Here is a 25,153-nt window from a genome sequence, read left to right as displayed (position 1 = left end):
ATAGTGAGTTTGGTTTTCGTTATGCATACAAGACAAGGTTTTCTAAGTTTGAAACGACACAGCATTAAAATACTGACTATCATCACAAGCGTTTGGTTAATTTCAGCGTGCTCTCCCCCAACGGAACGAATTGAACAAACCACTGAGGATTTTTGTCAGGAAGTTACGTTTGATAATAATAATTCGTTTGCCGAACTGCTTGCTCCATATTCCTCTCAACTCGAGAACAACCAAACCGGCGTCTATGTATTAGAGCAAGGCACTGAAGCCATGTTCACCCGGGCATGGTTAACTGAACACGCTCAAAACACTATCGATGTTCAGTACTTTATTTTTTCTACCGACAATATTGGATTATTGGCCATCGACTACTTGGTTAGAGCAGCGGAACGTGGCGTTAAAGTCCGTATATTGGTCGATGACATAATGCTAGAAGCGAGCGGTGACGAGCTATTAACACTCAACGCTCATCCCAATATTTCGATTAAGATCTACAACCCACTCGCCAATGTAGGGAAAAATATCGTCCAAAAGCTGACAAACCTAGCGCTTCACTTTCATGCGTTTAACCAAAGGATGCACAATAAAACCTTTACCGTCGATAGCCTAGTTTCCATTACCGGTGGACGGAATGTTGCCGATGAATATTTCGGCTATGACCATGAGTACAATTTCAGAGATCGAGATGTGTTGGTACTTGGCCAAACTGCAAAGACCATCGAACATTCATTTGAAGAGTTTTGGCAAGACAGTTTAAGCGTTCCCGTTACCGATCTGTTAGAGGTTGAAGATTCTCAACAATCACCACCCAATTTTGAGCGCTTGCATCAATACGCCTGTAACCCTGAGAACTTTCTTCCTGAAATTAGAGAGCAAATTAATGCCATGCCACTGGCGTTTAAAAAAGCGGTACAAGATGGCGATTTACATTGGCTGGATAATGTCGAATATGTCTCCGACGTACCGGGAAAAAATGACGGTAAAACCTTTCTCGGCGGCAGTGGGCTTTCGACACAGAGGTTGATCGAGCTACTTGAGCATGCCGAAGACTCCGTAACCATACAAACACCCTACTTAGTGGTGACCGATGTCGGAAAATCGCTATTAAAGGCGCTAATAGAAAAAGGGATTGAGGTAAAAATCTTAACCAATAGCCTAGCGTCTAACGATAATTTAGAAGCGTTTAGCGGCTATCAAAGAGAACGTAAAGCTCTTCTCGAAATTGGAGTACGCATTTTTGAATTTAAGCCCGATGCCCATATTCGAAAAAAGGTGATGTCGAAAGAGATGCAGACTCAGCTAACGACCACCCCTATTTTTGGCTTGCACGCTAAATCGATGGTGATTGATGACCATATCACCGTTATCGGCACCTTTAATATGGATCCGCGTAGCGCAAATCTAAATACCGAAAGTATTACTGTTATTCCTTCAGAAGCGATTGCCAAAAAAGTCAAAGCGTCCATGTTAGTTGAGATGCAACCCGAAAACGCATGGGAAACTACCCTGCAATGGAATCCTGATTCTGAAGTCAATTTAGGTAAGCGATTAAAAGTGAAATCGCGAATTGTGGTCCCGAAGAGTATTTTGTAAAGCTCGATACTTTATATCTGATATTACAGAAGAGAGCTTATCCCGCTCTCTTCTGTTTTGTACCAACCCACCTATTTTCTCCAAAACGGTTTACGTGATTCAATGATGGCCTCTTGATACGACACACCAATGTCTTCAAGAAACTGAGGATTCAGGGCAAGTTGCTTTAATGTTCTTCTCTGTTTTGCTCGTTCAAACCAAAGTTGAACACGTCCACCCGTTTTACCTCCTTCAATTGTCATCAAATTGGAGAGGTTCAATTGAGACTGCCTTTCAGCGAAGAGCACGCGATTTCTATTTAGGTTTAATGTTCTCATTCTTCATTCCCCCTTGCTGAGGTTGTTGGCCAATACCTGTTCAGTACACGTGCGAGCAATGCCAGATTTGCTCCGATTTTGGTACCAGATGATGTCATTTTTCGATAAACAATCCGCGTGATTTACGTGTGTCTGATCGGTCTGTTTAGATAGATAAGCAGGCGCTAAAACGGTGGTAAATACGATGGCGGCGAAGAGTGTTTTCATGTTTCTAATCTCCCTTGATTGAATAATTATTAATCTAGGTCTTTGACAAACATTAAACAAACGAATAAATTTAAACTTATACATCAATTTTGTTGAGGTAATAAAATGGCGGATAATCTCGATACCGAATTACTGCGCACACTGATCGCCATCGCCGACACAGGAAGTTATGCCGGCGCAGCAACCACGGTACATCGCTCTCAATCGGCGATAAGCATGCAGGTCAAACGCTTAGAAGAGGTGGTAAAGCAGCCCATCTTTGAAAAACAAGGACGGCGTTCAGTGCTTACCTCACAAGGTGAAAATCTATTGCTCTATGCAAGACGTATTGTCAAATTACAAGATGAGGTCATGTCAACTTTGGCGAACCCTGAAATACAAGGCGAGGTACGCTTTGGTGTGTGTGATGACTACGTGACGAGCCTTATTCCGCCTATATTGGTGAGCTTTGCGGAGAAGTACCCAAATGTTCACATCAAGCTTCACTCACTCAGCAGTAGCCAATTAATTGAACATACCCTGCAAGGCGAGTTTGACTTCTCATTGGTGAACTTATTCGCCAACGAGGCAAACTACGAAGTTTTAGTGACCTGCCCGCTTGTTTGGGTGAGTTCGGCTAATAAACTTACACATGAGCAGTCACCGCTTCCGTTAGCATTGGAAGGGGTTTGTCGTTGGGGGAAATGGGCTCAACAAGCTCTTGATGATACAGGTATTAACTATCGTCTCGCCTATTCATCACCCAGCCACGATGGTGTATCGGCGTTTGTTCATTCGGGCCTTGCGGTCGCGGTGATGTCTCAAATCACAGTCACACCCGATCTTCGGATCCTAAGAGAAGCCGATGGTTTTCCCGCGCTGCCTCAAACCTCCATTGGTTTGGTCACAAAACCCACACTGCTTTCTCCCGCATCACGAGAGTTGATAAACCATATACGTGAGGAAATTAAAGTGGAAATGAGTTAACTAAATGAACATTTTGAGACATTAGTCACCTCTCGGTGAGGCTGATAGTATCCGCTATATACAACCTAATTCAACAATGTATATTAGTTACTCCTTTATTGACCAAACGCTTTCTTACTGCTGCCGACTCAAGGTATATTATGCTTAGGCTGCATTAAAAAGGCCTGCTATCTGTATCCAAATGTTGCGATAGAGACACCGATTGAAAAATGACAAGCAATAACATCGAATTACGTGGTATCAATGGAATCGACAATTAATACATATCAATCCAACAAACAATTGTTTGAAGATAAGTCGTTTGAAGCAATCGCTATCTATGACGATCACCAGTATTGTGTCGATATCAATCCAGCATTTACTCGAATCTTTCAATATTCTCCTGATGAAGTAATCGGAAAGCAGCCGTTTTTCTTAATCGACACCGATGATTTACCCATTGTTATGGAGCGATTAGAACACGAATACACCTCGTCCTATGAACTTAAATTGGTGCGTAAAGATGGTTCAAAGTTTATTGGGTTGCTTCAAGGAGAAACCGTTGAAATAGGTGGAAAAAAACACCGAATCACCACCTGTCGTGATATTAGCGATATTAAGAAAATACAGAGACAACTTGAACGAAAAAACGACGAGTTTCATTCGATGTTCAATAACTCTCTGGTCGGTATCGCGCTGGTTGATAAGCATCGTAATATCATCATTGCAAACCACACCGGAGCAAATATTCTTGGTTATGATTGCGCCGAACAGGTGATAGGAAAAAATCTGCAAGAATTCCATATATCACAAACGATCGCCAATGCGTTTACCAAGCTCTATACCGAGACAATCTTAGAGAGAAAGATCGTCACATCAGAAGTTCAATTTAAAAAGAAAGATGGCTCTATTATATGGATAAGTGCGTCTGGCTGCCTCGTCTCTCAACAAAACCCTCCCTCGCTCAACCAAGGTGTTGTTTGGGTTATTAACGATGTTACAAGGCTAAAGCAAGCTGAAATCGATTTAAACGAAGCGTATAACGAACTTGAAGTCATATTTAACAATGCGCTTGTGGGAATACTTGTCCTTAAAGATGGACGTTATATTCATCGGATGAACCAAACGTTTGCCGATATGATTGGTGGCACACCGGATAAATGGATTGGTCAGTCGACCAAAGGTTTTCATCTTGGCGAAGAAGCCTTTGAGGAGTTTGGTAAACGGTTTTATGCCAACCTGACGACTCAAGAAGTATCGGAAGCTGAGTTTCAAATCAAAGATAAAAGTGGTCAGTCGATATGGGTATCTATCTCTGGTAGAGCCATAGATAAGAATATTCCTTCGGATCTAAACAAAGGTGTGATTTGGGTTATCAGAGACATCAGTACTCGGAAAAAGATGGAGAGAGAGTTAATCGCACTTTCTCGCACCGATGATCTTACTCAAGTGAGCAATCGTCGGTTTTTTCTCGAAAGTGCTACTAATAAAATCAGAGTCATAAAGCAGCAACAAACAAAGCTGTCACTTATGATGCTCGATATTGATCACTTTAAAGCGATTAATGACACCAAAGGTCACTTCACGGGTGACCTCGCACTGCAACTCTTTGCGGAAATCTGCAAACGTTTTGTTCGCCCACCCGATTTACTGGGAAGGCTTGGCGGCGAAGAGTTTGCTCTCATGCTGCCTGATACCTGTCTTGAAGAAGCAAAAATCATTGGTGAACGTATTCAATGCTCTTTGGCTCAAGAATCTAACAACCACGATGTAATTCCACCAATGACTGTTAGTATTGGTTTGATCGAAGTTTCACCGGATGAAAATATTGAATCCGCCTTGCGCCGAACCGATAAAATGCTCTACCAAGCTAAAGATAATGGTAGAAATCGCATTGAGTCCTAAGAGTTGGAATTTCTTAATTAGAAATAAAGTCGCTCACCATAAACAACGCAAAGATAATCGAACTAACAATAACTAGAGCCGACGTCACCAGTTTTATCCGATATTCAGCCGTCGACACACTCTCATCACATCCAAATTCTTTCGAAAAACGCTTTTGTGTATAAATCACACTCAGGATTGAGCACACAATCATCGCTATGCCCGTAATTTCCAGCCCAATAAACCCATGTTGTTCACCGACTTTAAACTGCATAATACCGACCCCAATAATGATCAATTGAGTTCTTAGCCACGCCATCGAAGTGCGTTCTGGTTGAAGTCCGGGATCTCGGTTCATAGAGCAATAACACAGATAACAAACAAAGTTAGCACGAGCATAACACCGCTGATTAACTTCAAGAAACTGGTATAGCCAAGCTGACTATTGTTGCGGATTGCTTTCTCATTTGCAGACCATCGACGGTAGGCAAATACCGCTAATAAGCCAGAACATAAGCATAAAAATGCCGAAAGCATGATACGAATACTTGGGCTTGCCAATTCAGGAGTAAGTTGATCAATACCGATCGCGCCCGCAAGTAAGGCTAAAGCGGTTCGAATCCAGGCGAGATAGGTTCGTTCGTTTGCTAGGGAGAAGCGATAATCCGGCGCACAGCCCTCATTTCGCCAATTATTTTTACGGGAGCGTTTTAGTCTACTTAATGCCATCGCCTACTCTATCAATACGGTTTATTAGTCCAGGAATCATTAATAATAACTCTATCGTGACCAACAATTAGATAAAAGGCTATCAGTTTTTACATTTCGCGGTAATGTTCTGATTGTATTCATGACTTTTCGCAATCTAGATGATGTTGATACTCAGTTGCAAGCAAGTCGAACACCCTTCGAATGTGTAAATTTGTACGCAGTTCCTCATGGCATACGAGCCAAACAGATAAATGTATTGGTGGCACTAAAGTTTCAAACGCCCTTTGTATTTGAGAGTCCCGATCACCAACATCTTCTGTTAAGTATACTAAGCCTAAATGTGCTCGGCATAATTCAATTTGCATCGGTTGAAATGCAGTCGAAAGCTTAAAGTTACCATCATGTAGCTGCCAGCCATGGTGATTAAGTTGTTCGATAATTTGATGATTTTGGCCAAAACCAATAATTTGCAGATCGTCTTGGATATCCTTCGTAGAACGACAGTCCACAAAGGCCGATAAATACTGATGAGTACCATACAAGTTAACGCGTTCTTCCCCAAGTTTTCGCGCGATCAGGTTGGGCTGAGTTGGCTTCACATTGCGTATCGCGATATCGGCTTCACGACGCTTTAAATCACTGACATCATTGGTCACGACCACTTCGATGGTGATTTTGGGCTCTGCTACTCTTAACTTCGCTAAAATCGCTGGCATCCGATACGTTGCATCCAGTTCACATACCGAAATAACAACGGTTCCTTCAATATCCTCTGAATGCCCTTTCGCAATCATTGAAAATCGACTCGCTGCCTCCCCCATATCACGAGCTACATTGAGTAACTCAACCCCACTCGACGTGAGTATCAATCGATGTCCCGAGCGCTCGAATAGTGACACGCCAATTTCACTTTCTAACGCCAATATTTGCCGGCTTAACGTCGGTTGAGTCATGCCCAGAGCCTTAGCGGCCGCAGATAACGTTCCTTCTTCAGCGGTCACTAAAAAGGCTCTAGTGCGATTCCAATCAAAACATATCGAAGACCAGTTCATACAAATACGCATACCCATATACTAATTTGGCTAATTTAAATTACAAATATGTATAGATATAGTACCCCTTAATCGATTCAACACAAGGAAAACATTAATGGCCGTTCTAGTTCTTGGGGCTACAGGTGCGACAGGCAAACAGGTGGTTAAATCACTGCTAAATAAAGAGGAAACCGTGAAGGTTATCGTACGTTCACTCGACCGACTGATGCCGGAGTTTGTGAATAATGACAAGGTAATCGTTACGCTCGCTAACGTGCACCAACTTTCCGAAAATGACATGATGGAGCAACTGCATGACTGTACCGCAGTAGTATCTTGTCTTGGACATAACTTAACATTTCGTGGAATCTACGGTCATCCTCGGTGTCTGGTTTCCGATGTCACCACCACCGTTTGCCAAGCGATTAAGAAACTGAATCCGAGTTTACCGATAAAGTTCATATTAATGAGTACCACAGGATATCAAAACCATTTACAAAATGAGCAAGTCAGCCTCAAGCACCAAGCCGTCATCGGACTGCTTCGCTGCCTGCTTCCACCGCATGTCGATAATGAAAAAGCCGCCAATTATCTGTTACATAGCGTTACTCAATCTACAATTCCAGTTGAATGGGTCGCGGTAAGGCCAGATAGCTTAGTTGATCAGGAAAGCGCATCGGCTTATGAGGTTTATCCTTCTCCGCTGTCTGACCCAATATTTCAGAGCCAACAAACGAGTCGAATTAACGTCGCTAGGTTTATGGCGGATTTGCTAAACGACGCCGAACTATGGAATCGTTGGAAAAGTAAAACGCCCGTTCTTTATAATAAAGTTTAGAGGGATCAATCGCGCTGACTAACCACAAACACATTTCATCAGTTTGATGTCGCCGATATCAGTGGTGAATCCATGCGCTTCATAAAATGGGACCATTACCGGAAGGCAGTACAATTCGAATTGTTGTACATTCTTCAACAATTCGTGGTCTTTCACTTTCATAATTAGCGATTGCCCAAGGTTTTTACCGCGATAGTTTGGGTCTACAATGACATCAAAAATTATTGCTTTGTAGACCCCATCACTAAGTACCCGAGTAAAACCAATAAGGTTGTTCGACTTATCAACAATTCCGATAATAACAGTGGAGTTCTCAACACACGTTCTTGTCCCTTCTATGGTTCGGTCTTTCGACCACCATTCGTTTTGATACAATGTCAGAAGCTGTTGTAGATGCTCTTCCGTTAACTCGCTTATGTACTTCATCATCATTCCTTTGAACGTGTTACTGCCTTTAGATATATCAAATGATTTGGAATTCCGATAATTGTCGTATTCATCGCTTTCTCCCAGAGTCATTTGCTCGCCTTTAAGGTTAGCTTCGTATTAGAGCGGGAGTCCAATTATCTTGTTATGCGTATTTTAGTCTTCGATCAACTGAACTTGATCTGCTAAAAATTCAATAAACTTTTTAGTTGAACCAAAGTAGTTTGGATACGCTTGCTTTAAAGCACGAACATCTGATGCGGAAACTAAAGCTGATATCGCTATAGTTTCATCAAGATCTGCTTCATTCAACCTTTCAAGAGCAGCATCACTTTCTTTTAATCGGAAAAATTCAACCGCTACTCTAAGTTGCTTTTGTTCTACATCAGGGTGATACATTTTGACCAAAAACATACCTTGCCCATTCTTGCTTCGTTTAGGTACTTTCTTGTCAGTTGCAAAGTTAATTGCCAACGTATATCGTGCAATTTTTGATACAATTTCTAGATCATTAGACAAATCAGTAAGCTTAACCCTGAGGTTATTCAGCTCTTTGGGATCTTCAATAATGCACGCAGTCTCATGATGAGCTACTAATTTGCCTGCTATTGAAAAAAATTCACGCCACTTTTCATAACCATCGTGGCTAGTTTTTAAATTTATCTGTTCTAATGTATCAATAATTTCGAGGCTCGTTGCCCAAGCGTGTTGTAATTCAGTCCGTAACTGAACTTCAACTTTGGCTTTTTTCCATTCATGTGGCTCAGTTTGCCCTTCGTAGCAACTATAAATCAAATGAACACCACCATAGCCACTCGGCTTTGGAACCAAGTAATCTCTAGTTTTGATAATTCTATGAACAGACGTACTTTTCTCTAAACGCTGCTGTAAAGCTTTGAGCTTTTTTAAATCCTTAACGATTGCTCGACAGCCAGCAATATCTTGCATTCTTGTAAGCTTGATTGCATTGGTACTCTCCCCATCAAGCGTAGTTCTTTCTAGTTTGTCGACAATTGTCGATAAACGTTTTAATCGCCGTGCAACGTTTGTTTTACCTGAAACCTTAGCAGATGTTCGAACTAAATGATTTTTCAAGAGCATCAGCGGGTAAAGATGAAATTCTCTGAAATTTTGAATCGTTTTTATTGCAGCTAATCTTTCGCCTTCGGTAACTCCGTGACGAATAGAAGTTGCAGCTCTATCTATTTCTTTTTTAGAAACAAGTAGAGGCTTTTTCTGATTTTTATACTGTAAATTAGCCAATTGACCTCCTCTCTCATACGCATAACGCCCGCTTAAGCGGACGAAAATTGTTGGTTATAATGTGGAGCGAAGCGGAACCTAACCAACTGTTTTTGTTCCGTTTAAAGCGCTTGTTATGTGTTTATTTTTGCACCGACAGATCTGATAGAACATATTGAATTCGGTCTATTAATATTTCAACACATTCAGGAAAGTAGTGTTCAGCGTCTAATTCTGACAAGTTATCTCTTGGTAAAAGAGTGACATCAATCTCTTCATTGAATAAAGGAAAAAGATTATGGATGAGATAATTTCTACGTGTGTGAATAAATATAAGATCTTCAATCACACCATCATCGATTATTTCATTATCCTCACAAATTTGCTTAAGCACTCCTAGAGTTGCTTTATCCAATTTTTTTGTGATTCCAGCACTCTTAATTAATGACTTCAAAACTGATTCTAATTGGTTTGCCATCAAAGTAAGGCGACCGAGTTTTTCACAAAACGTCGGATTCTGAATTAGTTGTTCGTAAAAACTATGACTCAATTCTCAACTCTCCGTAAAACACTGACACATAACATTTTCAATAATATGCCGGCTCGTTTTCACAGGCTAACTTTATAGCCCCAGAAACTGCCAACCAACTGTTTTATATTGGATAAATATTAACCTCTCACCCAATTTACTACCAGAAAAACGAGCCAACTCAAAACGCCTTTCAATTTTGGCATGTTATCCCAATGATACTCATACTTAACCTAATAATATGTAACCTATTTCTCATTTTTTCTCTAGATAAACGAGACTTCCTTAAACCTTTGAGGCATAAAAAACCACCGGCGATGCGGTGGTTTCTCTTATTATTGTAAATGTAACGCTCAACTTATAACTCGATAGTTACCGTTTCACCATCAACCGTTAGTTCTAGAGTATTACCAACAAGTTTCTGAGACACTTCAACTTGAGCGCCAGCGTTCTTGTTAGGAACCAACAAGGTTAAGATGTTGTGCTCTTTAGACGCTTTGAATTCAACTTCCACATGGCGGTGAATCTCAAGGTCTTGATACTCATATGGGTCAACGTCACCAAACCCTTCAACGTTCTTAATTGACACAATGCCGTCGACAGAATCATTGATAAAGTTAACGTCTAAGTGTGCTTTCTCACCACGAATCGCGAATGATTTTTCTGCAACTTCGTTGGTAAACGTCGTGTGCATTAGCCACGTCATATCTTTCTCTTCAGACAGCGTTGCTTTGTCTTGCATCACAAACACTTTACCTTTTACAAACCAAATTTTACGCTTGTAAGATTCAATTTCCGGTACGAAGTACTTATAAGAAGCCGTTGCATCACCTTCAACCATCTTCACGTCAGACTCGGTATCGTAGTCTGAAATGTTGCCGCCCGCTTCAATACAGAAACGATCTTGGTGATTTTCATAACCGGTGTTTTTGTTCTCGCCGTACTGACCTTTACCACCAAACAATGGCAAGTTTTTCGAAAACGTTTGACGACGCCATTTAGTGTGCATATCCACACCGAAACCACCGTAATAACCCGTGATTGCCGCAAGCGTTTCACCAAATGCATGAAGAGTAAATGCGTTTTGGTCGCCGTGTGAGTGGCTGATAGAACCAAATGGAGAACACTTAAACACCATGTGAATATGGTTATCACGCTCTGTCATCTTGTTGTGGAACGCCGCCCAGCCTGTGATTGGGAAGACTTTCAACAAAGGATCGTTCGATGGCGCCTGCTCTTCTGGGGCATCCCAAAGAATATTAAAGCGAAGATCGTCGTAACCAAAGTCCCACCAACCGAAGTTGTAGAATTTAGTGTGCGCTTCAGTATCACGACCTTTAAGCTGGTTGTAATACCACACGTATTCCGGTTTCTGGTTCACACCTGCGTAGTGCTTGATGTTATACGCCAGTTTCAAACCCGGGAAATCACCGATAGACGATTGATCACAGAAACTTGCACGTTGTGAATGCACAGGCATGCAGTAAAGCGGGAAATCACCAGTGTTTTCGTAGAATGTTTTGTTGAACATATCTACGCCACAGTACGCTTTTAGTAGATCGAACGCTTCGCCTAAGAATGCGGTTTGTGTGTTCCAGTAGTCAGGACCTTCAGCCCAACCACCATCTTCACCGCCCCATGGTGGGTAATGAACTGCGTAGTATTCTAGTGCGTAGGCAATGTACTCGCCCGCTTTCGGGTGGTCATGATAAAGCGCGATACACGTAGGAATAATCGCAGAAGAAATTGAACGAACACCGTGACTGTTTAGCGGGTTATTCAAGAGATCGACCGTTACTTTTAGATGGTGCATGATTTCATCTAAACGAACAATCAGGGCATTTTTAACCGTTTCACGTTCTTCATCGGTGAAGTGCGCGTTTAGCCAGTCATAACCCCAAGCCATCGCCGCGATAACACGGAATGCCGCTTCATCGTTATAGCCACGAGATGTCACACCTTCTGGATCGTACGTTGCCAGTTTCAATGTCCACGCTTTTGCTTTTGCGATCAGCGCTTCATCTTCATTTACGATACCTGCAATAGTAAGATTACGCGTTGCGTTCATCGCCATTTGACAATCAACGTACATCTGACGCCAGTATGGACGCCACAATGACGCCTTACCTACAGTCTCTTCAGGATAAGCCTGAGGCTCGTCATACGGTTCGGTATCGAAAAACTTCTTAGTCGAATTATTGATAAAGTCATCGTACATGCAGTAGCTTGGGTCTGCTTTTACTTTCGCTTTAAACTCTTCAAGATCATTAGCTTGAATAAGTAAGCGTGGGCGCTCTACTGCAAGGTTGTCTAAAAATGAAAGGTCGAAGTCTCTTTTCTGAACTTCGATTGGCATAATATCAACAAGGTTTCCTGCTGACGTGTCATTTTCTAGCTTTATCTTCCTGATGGCATCAAGAGATTTTTGATCGCTCATACTGATTCTCTTCTTCAAATAAAAAGGGGTGGTAAGTCGTGGATATAGGCAATTATGCTATTGTATTATTAAATGGCATGATGTGTAAAACATCACAGCGGTAATTTTATTGAATTGAATATAAATTGAACACAAGGTGAGAGGTGGATCACATGCATACTGATGAATTAGAGAATTGGAATTTATAAAGGTGATCGTATTACTATGTGGACATCCACTTATTCGACTTAATATAAATATACAGCTCCAGATTTTGAGGCGTCATCATTAGAACTGATTATCTCTGAACCATCGGTCAAGATTTCAGATACACTGTTACTTTCTTGATGTGCCCCAACCGCTAACGTATTCCCATCTTCACTTAATGCAAGACTGTTTCCAAAGTTATCGCGCGAACCTGTATTAGATGCCTTTATATAAGCAGTTTGCTCCCACCCCGATATGCCGTTACTAAACATGTACACCGCGCCTGCATTTTGTGAATAATAGTCATCACTAATGTTGACATCATTAATGATACCAACTCCACCATTGTCTTCCATATACGCACCAACGGCGAGCGTACTGCCATCTCGGCTCAACATGACATCGTTTCCAAAGTTGTCGCCAGAACCAACATTCGAAGCTTTAATGTAAGTCGTTTGATCCCAGGTGCCACCACTGTTTTCAAACAAATACACGGCTCCTGAATAATTTATGGTACTCGAATCAGAAAAATGGATAGTGGAACTAATACTATTAAAATTATTGTCTTCCCAATAGGCTCCCACAGCTAGCAGTGTTCCATCACCATTGAGTGAAACACTATTCCCAAAATAATCTAATCCTTGCGCATTCGACGCTTGAAGCAGGTCAACCTGCTGCCAACCACTACCGTCACTATCACTAAACAAATAAACCGCTCCGGCATCATCAGCACCATATTTATAAGTGCCAACTGCTAACGTTACGCCATCACTATCAAGTGAGATGCTATAGCCAAAATTATCACCAGCAATTGGTGCGGAGGCTTTAATATAGTCCGTCTGTCCCCAGGTTCCACCGATATCACTAAATATGTAGACCGCGCCAGATTCTGCAGCGGCTTCATTATAAGTGGCATCAATACCCCCTTGGCTACTGTCTTCTTTGTAAGCACCAACTGCTAAAATATTTCCGGAGTCATTTAACGCAATACTGTTGCCAAACTCATCACCACTACCTAGATTGGACGCCTTGAGGTAAGCCACTTCGTCCCAGATGTCATTCTCGTAGTTAAATACATAAACTGCGCCAGAACTCGAATCTGTTGCGCCCACATTATCCTCAAGAGGAGCACCGACAGCTAATATTGTCCCATCAAGATTTAGAGCAATACTTTCTCCAAAGCGGTCACTCGCATCGGAATTTGACGCTTTGATGTAAGCCGTTTGTTCCCAACTTCCATTGCTTTGACTAAAAAGATATACCGCGCCAGAATCGCCAGCGGTATTGGTATCTGTAAAGCCGAGTCCCATGGTTACGCCTTGTTCATCATTCTCCTCGTCACGCGCCGAAACGGCTAAGGTGTTTCCATCCCCACTAAGCGCAACTTTATAACCAAAATAATCATTCGCTCCCGAATTTGACGCTTTGAAGTAACCGACCATTTCGGTAATAGATTCTGAGGTAAGGTTATCCTCAGAAGAAAGAACTGAACTGCCACCAGCACTGGCGAGTACGAAATAATCAGCCACTAATGCCTCCGCCAAGCTATCTACGGTTGCTGTGGTGGTTAACGCATCGATTACTGAAGCAAGCGTATTGCAGTTCTCGGGATGGTCAGCATCTTTCTTACACACTGTGTAAGTTACCCCTAGTTCCTCGGAGGCTGAAGTCCAGCTAACGGTAATCGCTTTGGCGTCAAGTGACGACGCAATGATATCGGTAAGATTGAATGCTTCCAGTGTGATAGAAGATTCAGTAGTGTCGATGGGCTCGGAAGTGTATTCAGTATCTGCGGTGAACTCAGTTTCAACATTATCAGAAAGATAATCAGTACCCGCTTCAACGAGATCAGTATCATCACAACCTGATAATAAGAAGGCTAGTAAAACAACACTATAGTTTTTATCACACAAAATCATTCACAAGCCTTCATATTCTAAATGAGTATCTATAATCTCAAATCGCCCAACTAATTATTCTCAATATTAGTCGAAGATTTTTAGATTAAGACCAAGCAATAAAATACCAAATTATCAGTATGTTACTGTGTTCATTGAATATAGACTAATTTGTTGTGTGGTACCTAGTTTCTGTCATTAATCGAATATAATATCCGCTTGAGTGCCCCATTTATTTGGATTGAGCTTGTTCCACGTTTCGCTCTGTAGCCATTCTCCAATCCAATCAGGAATGTCTTTTCCAAGCATTGGACGAGAGATACCAAAGCCTTGCGCTAATTCACAACCAAGCTGTAACAAAGCGTCGCCATGTTCAATCGTTTCAACGCCTTCAGCAATAACTTGACGTTTAAATGCCATTGCTAACCCAATCACGCCCTGTAAGATCGCTAAGTCATCGGCATCATCAAGCATGTCTCTCACAAAGCTTCTATCAATCTTAAGCATGGCAACATTCAAACGCTTAAGGTATGTCAGCGATGAGTATCCTGTACCGAAGTCATCGAGAGCAAACGACACGCCAATGCCAGCACACTCACCAATCACTTTCGATACCAGATCCATGTCTGCTAATGCACTGGTTTCAAGTACTTCAATCTGTAATTGGCTAGGGTCAACGTTAGGGTACTTGTTCAATATTGACGTTAGGCTAGACACAAAGCTTTCTTGCTGTAACTGACGAGCGCCAACATTTACACTCATTTCTAATTGATCTAAACCAGCGCGTTGCCATTCATCCAATTGAGCTAACGCCGTTTCGATAACCCATTCACCGATGTCGACCGCTAAAGGATGATCTTCGATGATTGGTAAGAAAGAGATTGGCTCCATTAATCCTTTTTCTGGGTGCATCCAGCGGATCAAAGCCTCTACTCCGACAACTTTTCCGCTGCGCATATTTACTTTCGGTTGATAGAACAGAACAAACTCGTCGTTCTCCAATGCCAAACGAATGCGATCCAAACTCTCATGGAACCAACGCAGATTGCTGTCATGGTCGGCATCAAATATGTGGTAGCGGTTTTTGCCTGAAACTTTCGCCTGATACATGGCTTGATCGGCCTGACGTAGCAATTGATCGGCATCGATGTTTTGGTCTTGAGGATAATAGGTAAGTCCAATACTTGCCGATACCTGTAAATTTAAAGAGCCAATTTGCATCGGTTGTGCAGCAGCAGTAAGTAAACGACCCACTAACGGTAAGCTATCTGAAAGACTATCGAGGCCATTAAACACGGCAACAAATTCATCGCCACCGATACGAGCTAGAGTATCACCTTCACGCAATGTTTCTGTCATACGTTGAGTAAGAGTGACCAAAACATTGTCACCCATCTGATGAGAATGAACATCGTTAATTTCTTTAAAGCCATCTAAATCTAAAAATGCCACCGCCAACTGCTTGCCATGTTCTTTCGATAACTCCATCGCTTGAAGTAAACGTTCAGCGAGCAGTACTCGGTTAGGTAAATTGGTGAGTGCGTCAAAGTGAGCGATGTATTCCAATTGGTGTTGATGAGCCTTAATTGACGTGATATCAGAGAAAAGAGCGACATACTGCAATACTTTTCCTTTAGTGTCGCGCACAGAGTTTATGCTTAATAGCTCAATAAAGACTTCACCATTTTTCCTTTGATTCCATATTTCACCACTCCATGAACCGACTCGATGTAATTCGCTCCATATCATTTTATAGAAACTGTCATCGTGGCGGTCTGAGCGAAGAATATTGGTCTTCTTGCCAATCGCATCTTCTCGCTCGAAGCCTGTAATACGAGTGAATGCTTGGTTCACATCCAATATTATACCTTGGGTATCGGTTACAATTATCCCTTCACCAGCATTAACAAATACACTTGCCGCTTGTTGAAGCTTAGCCTCAGCTTCTTTCCTTTCGGTAATATTTCTAGAGAGCATAATGAAATGTTGGCTTTTATCTTCGCTTTTTTGCATTGCCGCGATCGACAATTCAAACCACATTTCTCCCTCTATTAAGTCTAATGAATAGATGGCACCAGACGACGAGCCATTTTTAGCCGCTTCTGCGATGGCTTCCATACATATTTGCGTCGCTTCTGGTGGCAATATTTCACCAATCAGTTTTCCAATAAGTTGCTCAGCTGAAACCACTAGCAAGTTACTATCATGGGCATGACAAAGAAGTAATCTCCCTTCGATATCGACTTCGAATAAGAGATCAGGAATAGCATCCAAAACGGCTTGCAAGTGGGCTTGAGTAGCACTGAGTTCACTGTGCATCTCATATTGTTCACTGACGTCACTAAACACAAGAACCACACCGACTATTTCACCGTCGATTTTACGAATCGGTGCTGCATTATCAGCAATTTGATACTCATGACCGTCTTGTGAAATCAAAATAGTGTGGGTAGTCAGCCCCATGACTTGACCATGCTCGATAACCTGTTGTACCGGGCTAACCGACTTTTCACGAGTCTCTGAATCTATAACATGAAAGACATCGGTTAACGGTAATCCAAGAGCGTCAAATTGAGCCCAACCAGTCATCGATTCTGCTGTTGGATTCATTCGAGTAATTAAACCTTGTTCATCGGTAACAATGACACCATCACCTATCGAATCAAGTGTGATGGCTAGGTTTTCTTGGCTATCTCTCATCCTTCGGTCTGAATTTCGGAGCCTGTCTGCCATTAAATTTACTCGCGTCGCTAAGCTACCAAGCTCGTCACCTGACTCCACCATGCAACGCGCCTCGAAATCTCCCTCAGAGATTTGTTCGACGACATTTTGCAAATGATTAACGGGACGCCCTACCATCATTCTCAGAAGAATGTACGTAGCCCCAGTAACGACGGACAAAATGACTAACACAAATATCATCGCGACTCGATAACCAAGAGCAATGGCGTTCTCAACCACTTCGCGAGTTAGAACGACATGAACAGTACCGATCTGTTGCATATTCGAGCCTTCGTTTGAGAAGAATATCGGCTGCTCACGCTCTATGGGATCAACCAAAATTTCGTAGGGCTTAGTCGCCGCTTTTAACTCCCCATATCCCGTTGCAGATATACTCACATGAACGATTTCTGGATCTGAGATAAGTGATGCAAGTTGTTCATCAATTGCAACAAAGTCGATATTCCATACTGCATATGCGATTGAACGACTGACTAACGTTGTGACACGGTCAGCTCGACGCTCCAACTCCGCTAGACGGGTTTCTCTTTCTTGTTCAATAAATACAAAAGTAAACGAGACCATTGCAATACAAACTAGAATTGCCAACCCTAACATTAACTTAGTATGCAATCGAGTTGATGAGTAACGCTTTAACTTTGATTTAAACATACTAATTAGTTCCCAAAAAAGGCGCTAAGGAAAAGGAGTAGCCGTGAGGGTTAGGAGATATAAATTGAGAATAAGGACTAAAATCGAGTTTATCGATATTATCGTCAATCGTATGGAAATAAGTTGGCGCATTATCAGAGTTGATAACATGCAAATAATCCGATTTTAATCTGACACCACCATGCTGAGAAAAATCTTCGCCATTATGAAAATCATGGAGTAAAACCATCCCCCACGCCCCTATAAAAAAGTGACTTCCCATACTGACAGATATGCCCTGGTTTTCCATCTTGGTTTTTAAATAGGGTGCAACAGAAACACAACCAATTAATACATTGACACCACGCTCCTTAACAGCCTGTAACGCTCCTTGTGCCATTGCATAATTGGCAGCCCAAATAATATTGGTTTGCGGGTATCGTGAGAGTAATACTTCGGTTTTTTTTCTCGCTTCTTCAACCGCCCAGTTGCTATAAGTTAACTGGAGTATCTCCCCTCGCTCTGACTTTGAAACAAAATCCTCAACACCTATTGCTCTCTCGAGGGCGACAGGAGCACTTCGGTCACCTGTAATACCAATGATCTGGGGTTCACGATCACCGAGCTGTCGATACAACTCATCCATCATACGAGAAACACCACTTTCCTCATTGGTTGTTATTGTTCCTATCCAATTCGAAAAGTGTTCACGTTCGTTACCGTATTTTCGACGCTGTTCAGTCGTGAGATCGTTATGAATTAAGAGTATTTTAACCGAGGTGTTGGCGAAGACTTCCATTAATCTAGGGCCAAGCAGTTTTGCATTAGTAAGAATTACGTAATCAGGAAGAGTCGCTCGTTTTGCCACACTTTTCGCTTGGCTTAACATCAATAGATGATCTCGTTCGGAATAGAGTATTTCGAGATCAAAACCAAAATTATTTGCAGCAACCTCCATGACCTGAGCAGTGTAAACCCAGAACATCCCTTTACCGCGGTCGGTCGGTTCGCCTGGATTAAGAAAAACAACACTAGGACCAGAAGCCGCCCACCCAAACATTGAATAAAAACACAAAGTGAAAATTAACAGCGGTTTCACCACGTTTTTAGTCTGCAAAATACGATCCTTATAACCTGCATAGTTTATTAATAAACTATAGACTAGATTTTTGAGTTATCTAGTTTACTCATGATTAAAATAGTGATTATAAACAATTAAATACCCATATTAATTATATATGTATCACTAACCGGGAAATTTTTACTTTAAGATTCATTCAGGGGAGAAATTGGAAGGGGTATTTAAACAAACTGAAGGCTAACTAAATAGATCCTTTTGTGGACTCACTTCATCTATTGCAGACTCATCATTCTTAGGTCGTGCTTTTTTGCGGTAATACCGTAATCGACACAATTTAATCACATGCAGTTTTTCTGCAGTAGACATTGAAAGCCAGCCAAAACGCTCTTTACGATTGCGCATACAACCAGTACAGTAACCTTTATCATCGACCGTACAAACTCGAATACATGGGCTCTTAACATCAAAAAAATCTAATTGCTCCATAGGGTGTGACTCTCGTTTCAATAATAAATACCTTTCATATTTACCTTAATTCAATCTTCAACAAGTTTAAACCATACCTTCATCAATCAATGACTCAAATCTCATATTTACCATTGCACATCTTCGCTTCAAACAGTTTGATTTATCCTATTTTTGTGCTTATTTTTATTATCAAGATTCGATAATTATTGGTTGGTATCATGCAATTCACTGTAAAGTCTTTATGTTTTTCTGTTGCTCTAGTAGCGACACTGTCAGCCTGTTCAAGTAATGGTGGTCAAGCTACGACTGATAACTTAGCCGCATCTCAGTGGGTTCTAGTCGAAATTGATGGCCAAGCCTTATCACTTGGACCAAATCAAAAAGCACCATGGTTAAGTGTCGATCAACAGATGCAAGCGAAAGGTTATGCTGGGTGTAATACCTTCTTTGGTGAGGCGAATATTCAAGGTGACCAATTCAGTCTACCGAAAATGGGCTCGACAATGAAATTGTGTAATAAAGCTCAAAATCGATTAGATAATAAGTTAAGAAAAGTGTTAACTGAATGGAGCACCTTTAGCGTAAAAAATGATGAAATGGTGTTAATAAATCGAGATCACTCCCTGACGTTTAAATCAAAGTAAAAGTAACGCTAACCCTTTGATTTCATAATTTATAAAATAACCCGCATAAAGCGGGTTATTTTACGTGGCAAGCTTTAATCTTGTTTGTTAAATAGCAAGACTTTGAGGTTGGCATCTTGGTCGATATCAACAAACTCAGGAGGGTTGTCTAAACGTCTTTCAAACTGCAGCATAGGCGCTTCTTCCGCCATACTGTTGGTCAAAAAATCTTGTTTTACGACTGGTGAATTGACGCACGCAAATACTTGACCTTCCTCGCTAAGCATATCTGGTAGCCGACGTAAAATTTTGCGGTAATCTTTTGTTAGCGCGAAACTGCCCTTTTGAAATGATGGCGGGTCGATAATGATTAAATCATAAGGCCCATAGCGATTGATTTTGCCCCATGATCGAAAAATATCATGAGCAAAAAAGTGCACCGTTGAAAGATCGTGCTGGTTAAGCTTATGGTTTGTTTTTCCAGTATCTAACGCTCCTCGAGCCATATCGACATTGACGACACTCTCCGCGCCGCCCTCCATCGCCGTGACAGAAAAACCACATGTGTATGCAAATAGATTGAGAACTCGCTTACCAGCTGAGTTGTCTTTGACCCACTGTCGCCCATAACGCATATCGAGAAACAAACCCATGTTCTGATTTCGACCTAACTTCAACTGATATTTCAAACCATTTTCTTCAACAATCGGGTTTGAATTCAATTCACCCACAATCACTTCCGCTGGCGCACCATCACGATAACGATGCTGCAATACAATTGAAGAGCCAGCTTTATCACGCCACGCACTTGATTGGCAAAATTGACTTAAGCCTTGTTGGAGAGCGGCAATAAAGTCTTCATCTTGAAGTTTATAAACACAGACAATTAATTGACCTTGAAGCCAGTCAGCGGTCAGTTGTTCTAATCCTTCCCAATACTGACCCCGGCCATGAAATAAACGCCTTGCTTCATTAGGTATTTCAATAAGCTGTTTTTCTAACTCGCCAAAGAATATTGGCAATTGTTGTATATTCATGGATTCACTTTTTTACTAATAGACAGTTTACTTACAGAAGGAGGATTCACACTGGGCCAAGATAAGTCCCAAGGGGTCAACCATTGGTCAATAGCATTCGACATTATGGGTTGAGACCATAAGCACCCAAACCCTTCGTAGCATCGAGGATCACAGATAAACTCAAATCTTTGATTATCATATTTAAATCGAATCGCAAAAGCATGTAAATAGCCTCGGTCACTCTCACTATCTGCACTGTTATAAATTCGGTCACCGACAATTGCCGAGCCTACAGATTTCAACGCAACACGAATTTGATGGGTTTTTCCAGTGTAGGGTTTACACAGAAAAGCTCGCTGCCCGTTGTCACTTGAAAGCGAAAAAAACTGAGTGATTGCTGGATTATTTTGACTGGTAAGTAACTTCCAACTTGAACGACGAGAGCGGGTCATATCACCCTTAATCAAACCTTGTTTTTTTTTCGGCTTCTTACACCCAATCGCCAAGTAGAATTTTTCAACATCTCTATTCGAGAAGTTAGCCGACAATTGGCGAGCACTTTCAGAGGTTGTCGCAAGCAATAAAATACCGGATGTCATCTTATCCAAACGATGGACCAAATAGAGCTTTGGCAAATTCAACGCACGAGCAACGTCTGACACCAACATGGTTTCACCATCATCTTTATGTACTGAAACGTTAAAATGTTTATTAATGACAATAAAATCATCGTGACGATAAAGAATGTCGAACATAGTTACCTCTTAGCGTGAAGCACGAGTATAACTAGACCATAGATACAATCCAACGAATTAACACGACACATTATTCACCAAGCCACATTTCGAGCAAAAAGCATCCAAAACCTCACCAATCGATGTAACGTTCAAGCTTTCAACACCCCTGTTCAAATCTCGCTTTCAATCCTAAACCAATGCGATTACTATCATATTGTTTCTTTCTTTAGGTTTGTTTGATCGCCCAATGGACAAAATTTATCAATTCATCGTACTTTTAAGCTTTGTTGTTTATTGGTTATTAGTTGCCTCGGTGACGATTCGCGTTGTGGTTAAGAAGAATGCCATAAGTGTCTCATTGGCATGGCTTTTAATGATCTATGTTCTCCCCTTTATTGGTGTCATTGCCTATTTTCTTTTTGGCGAACTTAATTTAGGTCGTCGCCGAGCTGAACGTGCACGAGAAATGTTCACACCATTTCGCGATTGGTTTTCCAGCCTTAATGATTGTCAGGCGCATGTCACTGAAACATTGGGAACACATATTTATAAGATTGACGAGTTGTGCAACCAAAGGATGAGTATTCCCGCACTCAGTGGTAACCATCTCGATCTAAAGAAAACACCAAATGAAATCATCGATGCGATGGTCGAAGATATTCAGCAAGCAAATGATCGTATTCGAATGGTGTTCTACATTTGGCACCCTGGGGGAAAAACCGATACTGTTGCATCAGCACTTATCCACGCCGCTAAGCGAGGAGTAAAAGTACAAATACTGCTCGATTCAGCAGGCAGCCACCGATTTTTTAACAGTGGCTGGGCAAAAACAATGCGCAGTGCTGGCATTGAAGTGGTACAAGCATTGCCCGTAAAACCATGGCGAATATTTTTAAGTCGATTGGATCTGCGCCAGCATAGAAAAATCGTGGTTATCGATGATCAAATCGCCTACACCGGCTCAATGAACATGATTGACCCTGAATTCTTTAAGCTCGATGCCGATGTGGGCCAGTGGGTCGATATTATGGTGCGCGTAACCGGACCGACAGTAAATATCTTATCCGCGATTCACAGTTGGGACTGGGAAATTGAAACGGGTCAGCGTTCATTTCCTCAATTACCTGAATGCCAACTAGATAATCCAGTTTCTCTGCACCCAGTTCAAGTCGTCCCTTCAGGCCCTGCAATGCCTGAGCAACTCATTATCCAAGCGCTGATCATTGCAATTCACCAGGCAAATCATTCAATCAGAATTACCTCGCCCTACTTTGTACCAAGCCGTGATCTGCTTGCGACACTAAAAATGACCGCACAACGTGGTATAAAAATAGATATTATTATCCCTCATAAGAATGATTCAACTATGGTGAAATGGGCTTCTCGCTCTTTCTATGGGGAACTATTAGAGGTAGGAATCAATATCTATGAATTTTATGGTGGCCTACTTCATACAAAATCTGTCGTAATTGATGAACGATTTTGTTTAATCGGTACCGTAAACATGGATATGCGCAGTCTATGGCTGAATTTTGAAGTAACACTCGCCGTTGACGATGAAGTGTTCACAAAACAGCTTTTTCAACTACAACAAGAATATATCGATCAATCTTATTTAATCGAAAAACAACAGTGGCAATCTCGGCCATTATTTAACCGTTTTCTAGAACGCATTTATTACCTGTTCAACCCTTTATTATAAGTTTTCAATCTAAGGTTGAATCCCTAACGTTGACATGTTTTAAATAGACAACACGTTTTTACAAGGAACTACCATGTCAGAAGAGAAAAAAACCCAATTAATTGGCGCTGGTCGAAGTAAGAAATGGACCAATGGTACGGTAAATCCCCCGGTCCAAAGAGCATCAACTATCGTATTTGATACCGTAGCCGAAAAAAATCAGGCGACAATCAATCGACAAAAACAAACGCTATTTTATGGCCGTCGTGGTACCAATACTCACTTTGCTCTTCAAGATGCAATGGTGACGCTTGAAGGTGGCGCTGGGTGTGCTCTCTATCCTTGTGGCACCGCGGCAATAACAGGAGCCATTCTTTCGTTTGTCTCAGCGGGTGATCATATCTTAATGGTTGACACTTGTTACGAACCAACGCGTGATTTCTGTAATGTGATGTTAAAGAAAATGGGCGTAGAAACCACCTATTACGATCCATTAATTGGTGAAGGAATTCGCGACCTTATTCAAGAGAACACACGAATTTTATTTACCGAATCCCCAGGTTCTATCACGATGGAAGTACAGGATATTCCGACACTTTCACGTATTGCGCACGAGTCTGATGTGATTGTCATGCTGGATAACACATGGGGAGCTGGCGTTAACTTTTCTCCGTTTGAATTTGGCGTCGACATTTCAATTCAAGCAGCAACCAAATACATCGTTGGCCACTCAGATGTCATGCTAGGTACCGCAGTAGCTTCAGAAAAATATTGGGATCAGTTGCGCGAAAATAGCTACTTGTTAGGACAGTGTGTTTCTCCTGATGATGCCTACCTTGGATTACGCGGAATTCGAACTTTAGATGTCAGACTAAGACAACATGAGAAAAATAGCTTAGAAGTCGCAAACTGGCTCGCTAATCGCCCAGAAGTGGATCATGTTCGTCACCCAGCATTGGCAACATGCCCGGGGCATGAGTTCTTTGAACGTGATTTTACGGGTGGCAACGGGCTATTTTCATTTGTTCTAAACAGCAGTTACCCTCGAGCAACTACCGCACTGTTGGACAGCATGAAACACTTCAGTATGGGGTATTCATGGGGCGGCTATGAGAGTTTAATTCTCGCCAATGAGCCAAAAAGTTTTAATGCACTACGTACGATTGCGAACCCAAATTTTAGTGGCACGCTTGTTCGAGTACACATTGGTTTGGAAGATGTTCAGGACTTGATCGCCGATCTAGAGCAAGGATTTGCTGAGTACAATCGAGTGTTGGCGGAACAACCTCAGTAGCCTTCTATCTCTAACGCAATAATAAATAGGGTCAGATGTTGTTAAGAACGACATCTGACCCTTTTCTATCGTGCTGGACAATCAACGAGATGATCGTTAACCATGCCGACCGCTTGCATAAATGAATAGCAGATCGTTTCACCGACAAACTTAAATCCTTTTTTCTTCAGAAATTTACTCATTTCCTTAGATAAATCCGTCGATGTGGGCACGTCAGACATTGAGGTCCAATGATTTATGATCGGCTCATGATCGACAAACTGCCATAGCGCCGCTTTTAATGACCCATACTCTTGTTGAAGTTTTAGTGCTGCCTGAGCATTGCTAAACACTGAATTAATTTTACCGCGATGTTTCACGACATCGAACTGTTCAATAATGGATTCGGTACGACGTTCATCATATTGGGCTAACGTTTCTAAGTCGTAACCGTCAAATGCTTGGTAATAGCCCGCTCGCTTTTTTAATATTACGAGCCAGCTCAGCCCAGCTTGGGCGCCTTCCAAGGTAATGAACTCAAACAGTTTCTGATCGTCATAGACTGGCTTGCCCCATTCATTATCATGATACTCACGTTCTAAGGAATTTTTCGTTGCCCATTCGCATACACCGTGATCGCTTTCCATGATAT

Annotated in this window: 23 protein-coding genes; 7 read left to right on the top strand and 16 right to left on the bottom strand. The window is 41.7% G+C overall.

Annotated elements, in window-relative coordinates:
- Nucleotides 1-21: 21 nt before the first annotated feature.
- Nucleotides 22-1,593 (top strand): phospholipase D family protein, encoded by a 1,572-nt coding sequence (locus tag ACXJY6_RS07745; protein ID WP_458767957.1) that lies wholly within the window; start codon nt 22-24, stop codon nt 1,591-1,593.
- A 71-nt stretch (nt 1,594-1,664) separates the two neighbouring features.
- On the opposite strand, the gene ACXJY6_RS07740 is transcribed toward ACXJY6_RS07745, so the two are convergent.
- A complete protein-coding gene (locus ACXJY6_RS07740; RefSeq protein WP_458767956.1) occupies nt 1,665-1,910 on the bottom strand; it encodes a DUF1127 domain-containing protein in 246 nt (81 codons plus the stop codon).
- Nucleotides 1,911-1,913: 3 nt separating this feature from the next.
- Entirely contained in the window at nt 1,914-2,117 is a 204-nt protein-coding gene (locus ACXJY6_RS07735; protein WP_458767955.1) for a hypothetical protein, read from the bottom strand.
- 105 nt (nt 2,118-2,222) lie between these two features.
- Here ACXJY6_RS07735 and ACXJY6_RS07730 point away from each other — a divergent pair, with 105 nt between their 5' ends.
- Entirely contained in the window at nt 2,223-3,083 is an 861-nt protein-coding gene (locus ACXJY6_RS07730) for a LysR substrate-binding domain-containing protein (protein ID WP_458767954.1), read from the top strand.
- A gap of 243 nt (nt 3,084-3,326) precedes the next feature.
- Entirely contained in the window at nt 3,327-4,967 is a 1,641-nt protein-coding gene (locus tag ACXJY6_RS07725; RefSeq protein WP_458767952.1) for a sensor domain-containing diguanylate cyclase, read from the top strand.
- A 13-nt stretch (nt 4,968-4,980) separates the two neighbouring features.
- Here the strand turns inward: ACXJY6_RS07725 and ACXJY6_RS07720 are convergent, their stop codons facing one another.
- From ACXJY6_RS07720 to ACXJY6_RS07710, 3 genes are all read right to left on the bottom strand, one after another.
- A complete protein-coding gene (locus tag ACXJY6_RS07720; RefSeq protein ID WP_458767950.1) occupies nt 4,981-5,304 on the bottom strand; it encodes a DUF202 domain-containing protein in 324 nt (107 codons plus the stop codon).
- Complete coding sequence (locus tag ACXJY6_RS07715) at nt 5,301-5,675, bottom strand: YidH family protein (protein WP_456049564.1); 375 nt, start codon at nt 5,673-5,675, stop codon at nt 5,301-5,303. Before ACXJY6_RS07715 ends, ACXJY6_RS07720 begins: the two co-directional genes overlap by 4 nt.
- A 119-nt stretch (nt 5,676-5,794) precedes the next feature.
- On the bottom strand, nt 5,795-6,709 hold the full coding sequence (locus ACXJY6_RS07710) for a LysR family transcriptional regulator (protein WP_458767948.1): 915 nt from the start codon (nt 6,707-6,709) through the stop codon (nt 5,795-5,797).
- 97 nt (nt 6,710-6,806) lie between these two features.
- On the opposite strand from ACXJY6_RS07710, the gene ACXJY6_RS07705 reads away from it, so the two are divergent.
- Nucleotides 6,807-7,529 carry an SDR family oxidoreductase gene (locus ACXJY6_RS07705; RefSeq protein ID WP_458767946.1) on the top strand — a complete coding sequence of 241 codons (723 nt, stop codon included), beginning with the start codon at nt 6,807-6,809 and terminating at the stop codon, nt 7,527-7,529.
- A gap of 18 nt (nt 7,530-7,547) precedes the next feature.
- Here ACXJY6_RS07705 and ACXJY6_RS07700 read toward each other — a convergent pair whose 3' ends face one another.
- From ACXJY6_RS07700 to ACXJY6_RS07665, 8 genes are all read right to left on the bottom strand, one after another.
- A complete protein-coding gene (locus ACXJY6_RS07700; RefSeq protein ID WP_458767944.1) occupies nt 7,548-8,048 on the bottom strand; it encodes a GNAT family N-acetyltransferase in 501 nt (166 codons plus the stop codon).
- Between the two features lie 63 nt (nt 8,049-8,111).
- A complete protein-coding gene (locus tag ACXJY6_RS07695; RefSeq protein ID WP_458767941.1) occupies nt 8,112-9,218 on the bottom strand; it encodes a RelA/SpoT domain-containing protein in 1,107 nt (368 codons plus the stop codon).
- 121 nt (nt 9,219-9,339) lie between these two features.
- A complete protein-coding gene (locus tag ACXJY6_RS07690; RefSeq protein ID WP_458767940.1) occupies nt 9,340-9,747 on the bottom strand; it encodes a hypothetical protein in 408 nt (135 codons plus the stop codon).
- Nucleotides 9,748-10,084: 337 nt separating this feature from the next.
- Nucleotides 10,085-12,163: a DUF4962 domain-containing protein gene (locus ACXJY6_RS07685; protein WP_458767939.1), complete on the bottom strand. Its 2,079-nt coding sequence runs from the start codon at nt 12,161-12,163 to the stop codon at nt 10,085-10,087.
- 227 nt (nt 12,164-12,390) lie between these two features.
- Nucleotides 12,391-14,268, bottom strand: a complete 1,878-nt coding sequence (locus ACXJY6_RS07680; protein WP_458767938.1) for a hypothetical protein — start codon at nt 14,266-14,268, stop codon at nt 12,391-12,393.
- Between the two features lie 177 nt (nt 14,269-14,445).
- Entirely contained in the window at nt 14,446-17,640 is a 3,195-nt protein-coding gene (locus ACXJY6_RS07675) for a bifunctional diguanylate cyclase/phosphodiesterase (RefSeq protein ID WP_458767937.1), read from the bottom strand.
- A gap of 1 nt (nt 17,641) precedes the next feature.
- On the bottom strand, nt 17,642-18,736 hold the full coding sequence (locus tag ACXJY6_RS07670; RefSeq protein ID WP_458767936.1) for an ABC transporter substrate-binding protein: 1,095 nt from the start codon (nt 18,734-18,736) through the stop codon (nt 17,642-17,644).
- A 201-nt stretch (nt 18,737-18,937) separates the two neighbouring features.
- Nucleotides 18,938-19,186: a DUF1289 domain-containing protein gene (locus ACXJY6_RS07665; protein ID WP_458768086.1), complete on the bottom strand. Its 249-nt coding sequence runs from the start codon at nt 19,184-19,186 to the stop codon at nt 18,938-18,940.
- A gap of 200 nt (nt 19,187-19,386) precedes the next feature.
- Here ACXJY6_RS07665 and ACXJY6_RS07660 point away from each other — a divergent pair, with 200 nt between their 5' ends.
- Nucleotides 19,387-19,812: an META domain-containing protein gene (locus ACXJY6_RS07660; RefSeq protein ID WP_458767935.1), complete on the top strand. Its 426-nt coding sequence runs from the start codon at nt 19,387-19,389 to the stop codon at nt 19,810-19,812.
- A gap of 74 nt (nt 19,813-19,886) precedes the next feature.
- On the opposite strand, the gene ACXJY6_RS07655 is transcribed toward ACXJY6_RS07660, so the two are convergent.
- Together ACXJY6_RS07655 and ACXJY6_RS07650 are read right to left on the bottom strand one after the other, a co-directional pair.
- Nucleotides 19,887-20,828: a class I SAM-dependent methyltransferase gene (locus tag ACXJY6_RS07655; RefSeq protein WP_458767934.1), complete on the bottom strand. Its 942-nt coding sequence runs from the start codon at nt 20,826-20,828 to the stop codon at nt 19,887-19,889.
- On the bottom strand, nt 20,825-21,565 hold the full coding sequence (locus ACXJY6_RS07650; RefSeq protein WP_458767933.1) for a TIGR01621 family pseudouridine synthase: 741 nt from the start codon (nt 21,563-21,565) through the stop codon (nt 20,825-20,827). Before ACXJY6_RS07650 ends, ACXJY6_RS07655 begins: the two co-directional genes overlap by 4 nt.
- A 229-nt stretch (nt 21,566-21,794) precedes the next feature.
- Here ACXJY6_RS07650 and cls point away from each other — a divergent pair, with 229 nt between their 5' ends.
- Both cls and ACXJY6_RS07640 read left to right on the top strand, forming a co-directional pair.
- A complete protein-coding gene (gene cls, locus ACXJY6_RS07645) occupies nt 21,795-23,249 on the top strand; it encodes a cardiolipin synthase (RefSeq protein ID WP_458767932.1) in 1,455 nt (484 codons plus the stop codon).
- Between the two features lie 73 nt (nt 23,250-23,322).
- Nucleotides 23,323-24,522, top strand: coding sequence for a cystathionine beta-lyase (locus ACXJY6_RS07640; RefSeq protein WP_456049550.1), 1,200 nt, complete (start codon nt 23,323-23,325; stop codon nt 24,520-24,522).
- Between the two features lie 65 nt (nt 24,523-24,587).
- Here ACXJY6_RS07640 and ACXJY6_RS07635 read toward each other — a convergent pair whose 3' ends face one another.
- On the bottom strand, nt 24,588-25,148 hold the full coding sequence (locus tag ACXJY6_RS07635; RefSeq protein WP_458767931.1) for a DNA-3-methyladenine glycosylase I: 561 nt from the start codon (nt 25,146-25,148) through the stop codon (nt 24,588-24,590).
- Nucleotides 25,149-25,153 lie beyond the last annotated feature (5 nt).

It is taken from the genome of Vibrio phycocola (assembly GCF_054404255.1).
The sequence above is the reverse complement of the archived record's forward strand: the minus strand, read 5'-3'. Positions and strand labels throughout refer to the sequence as shown.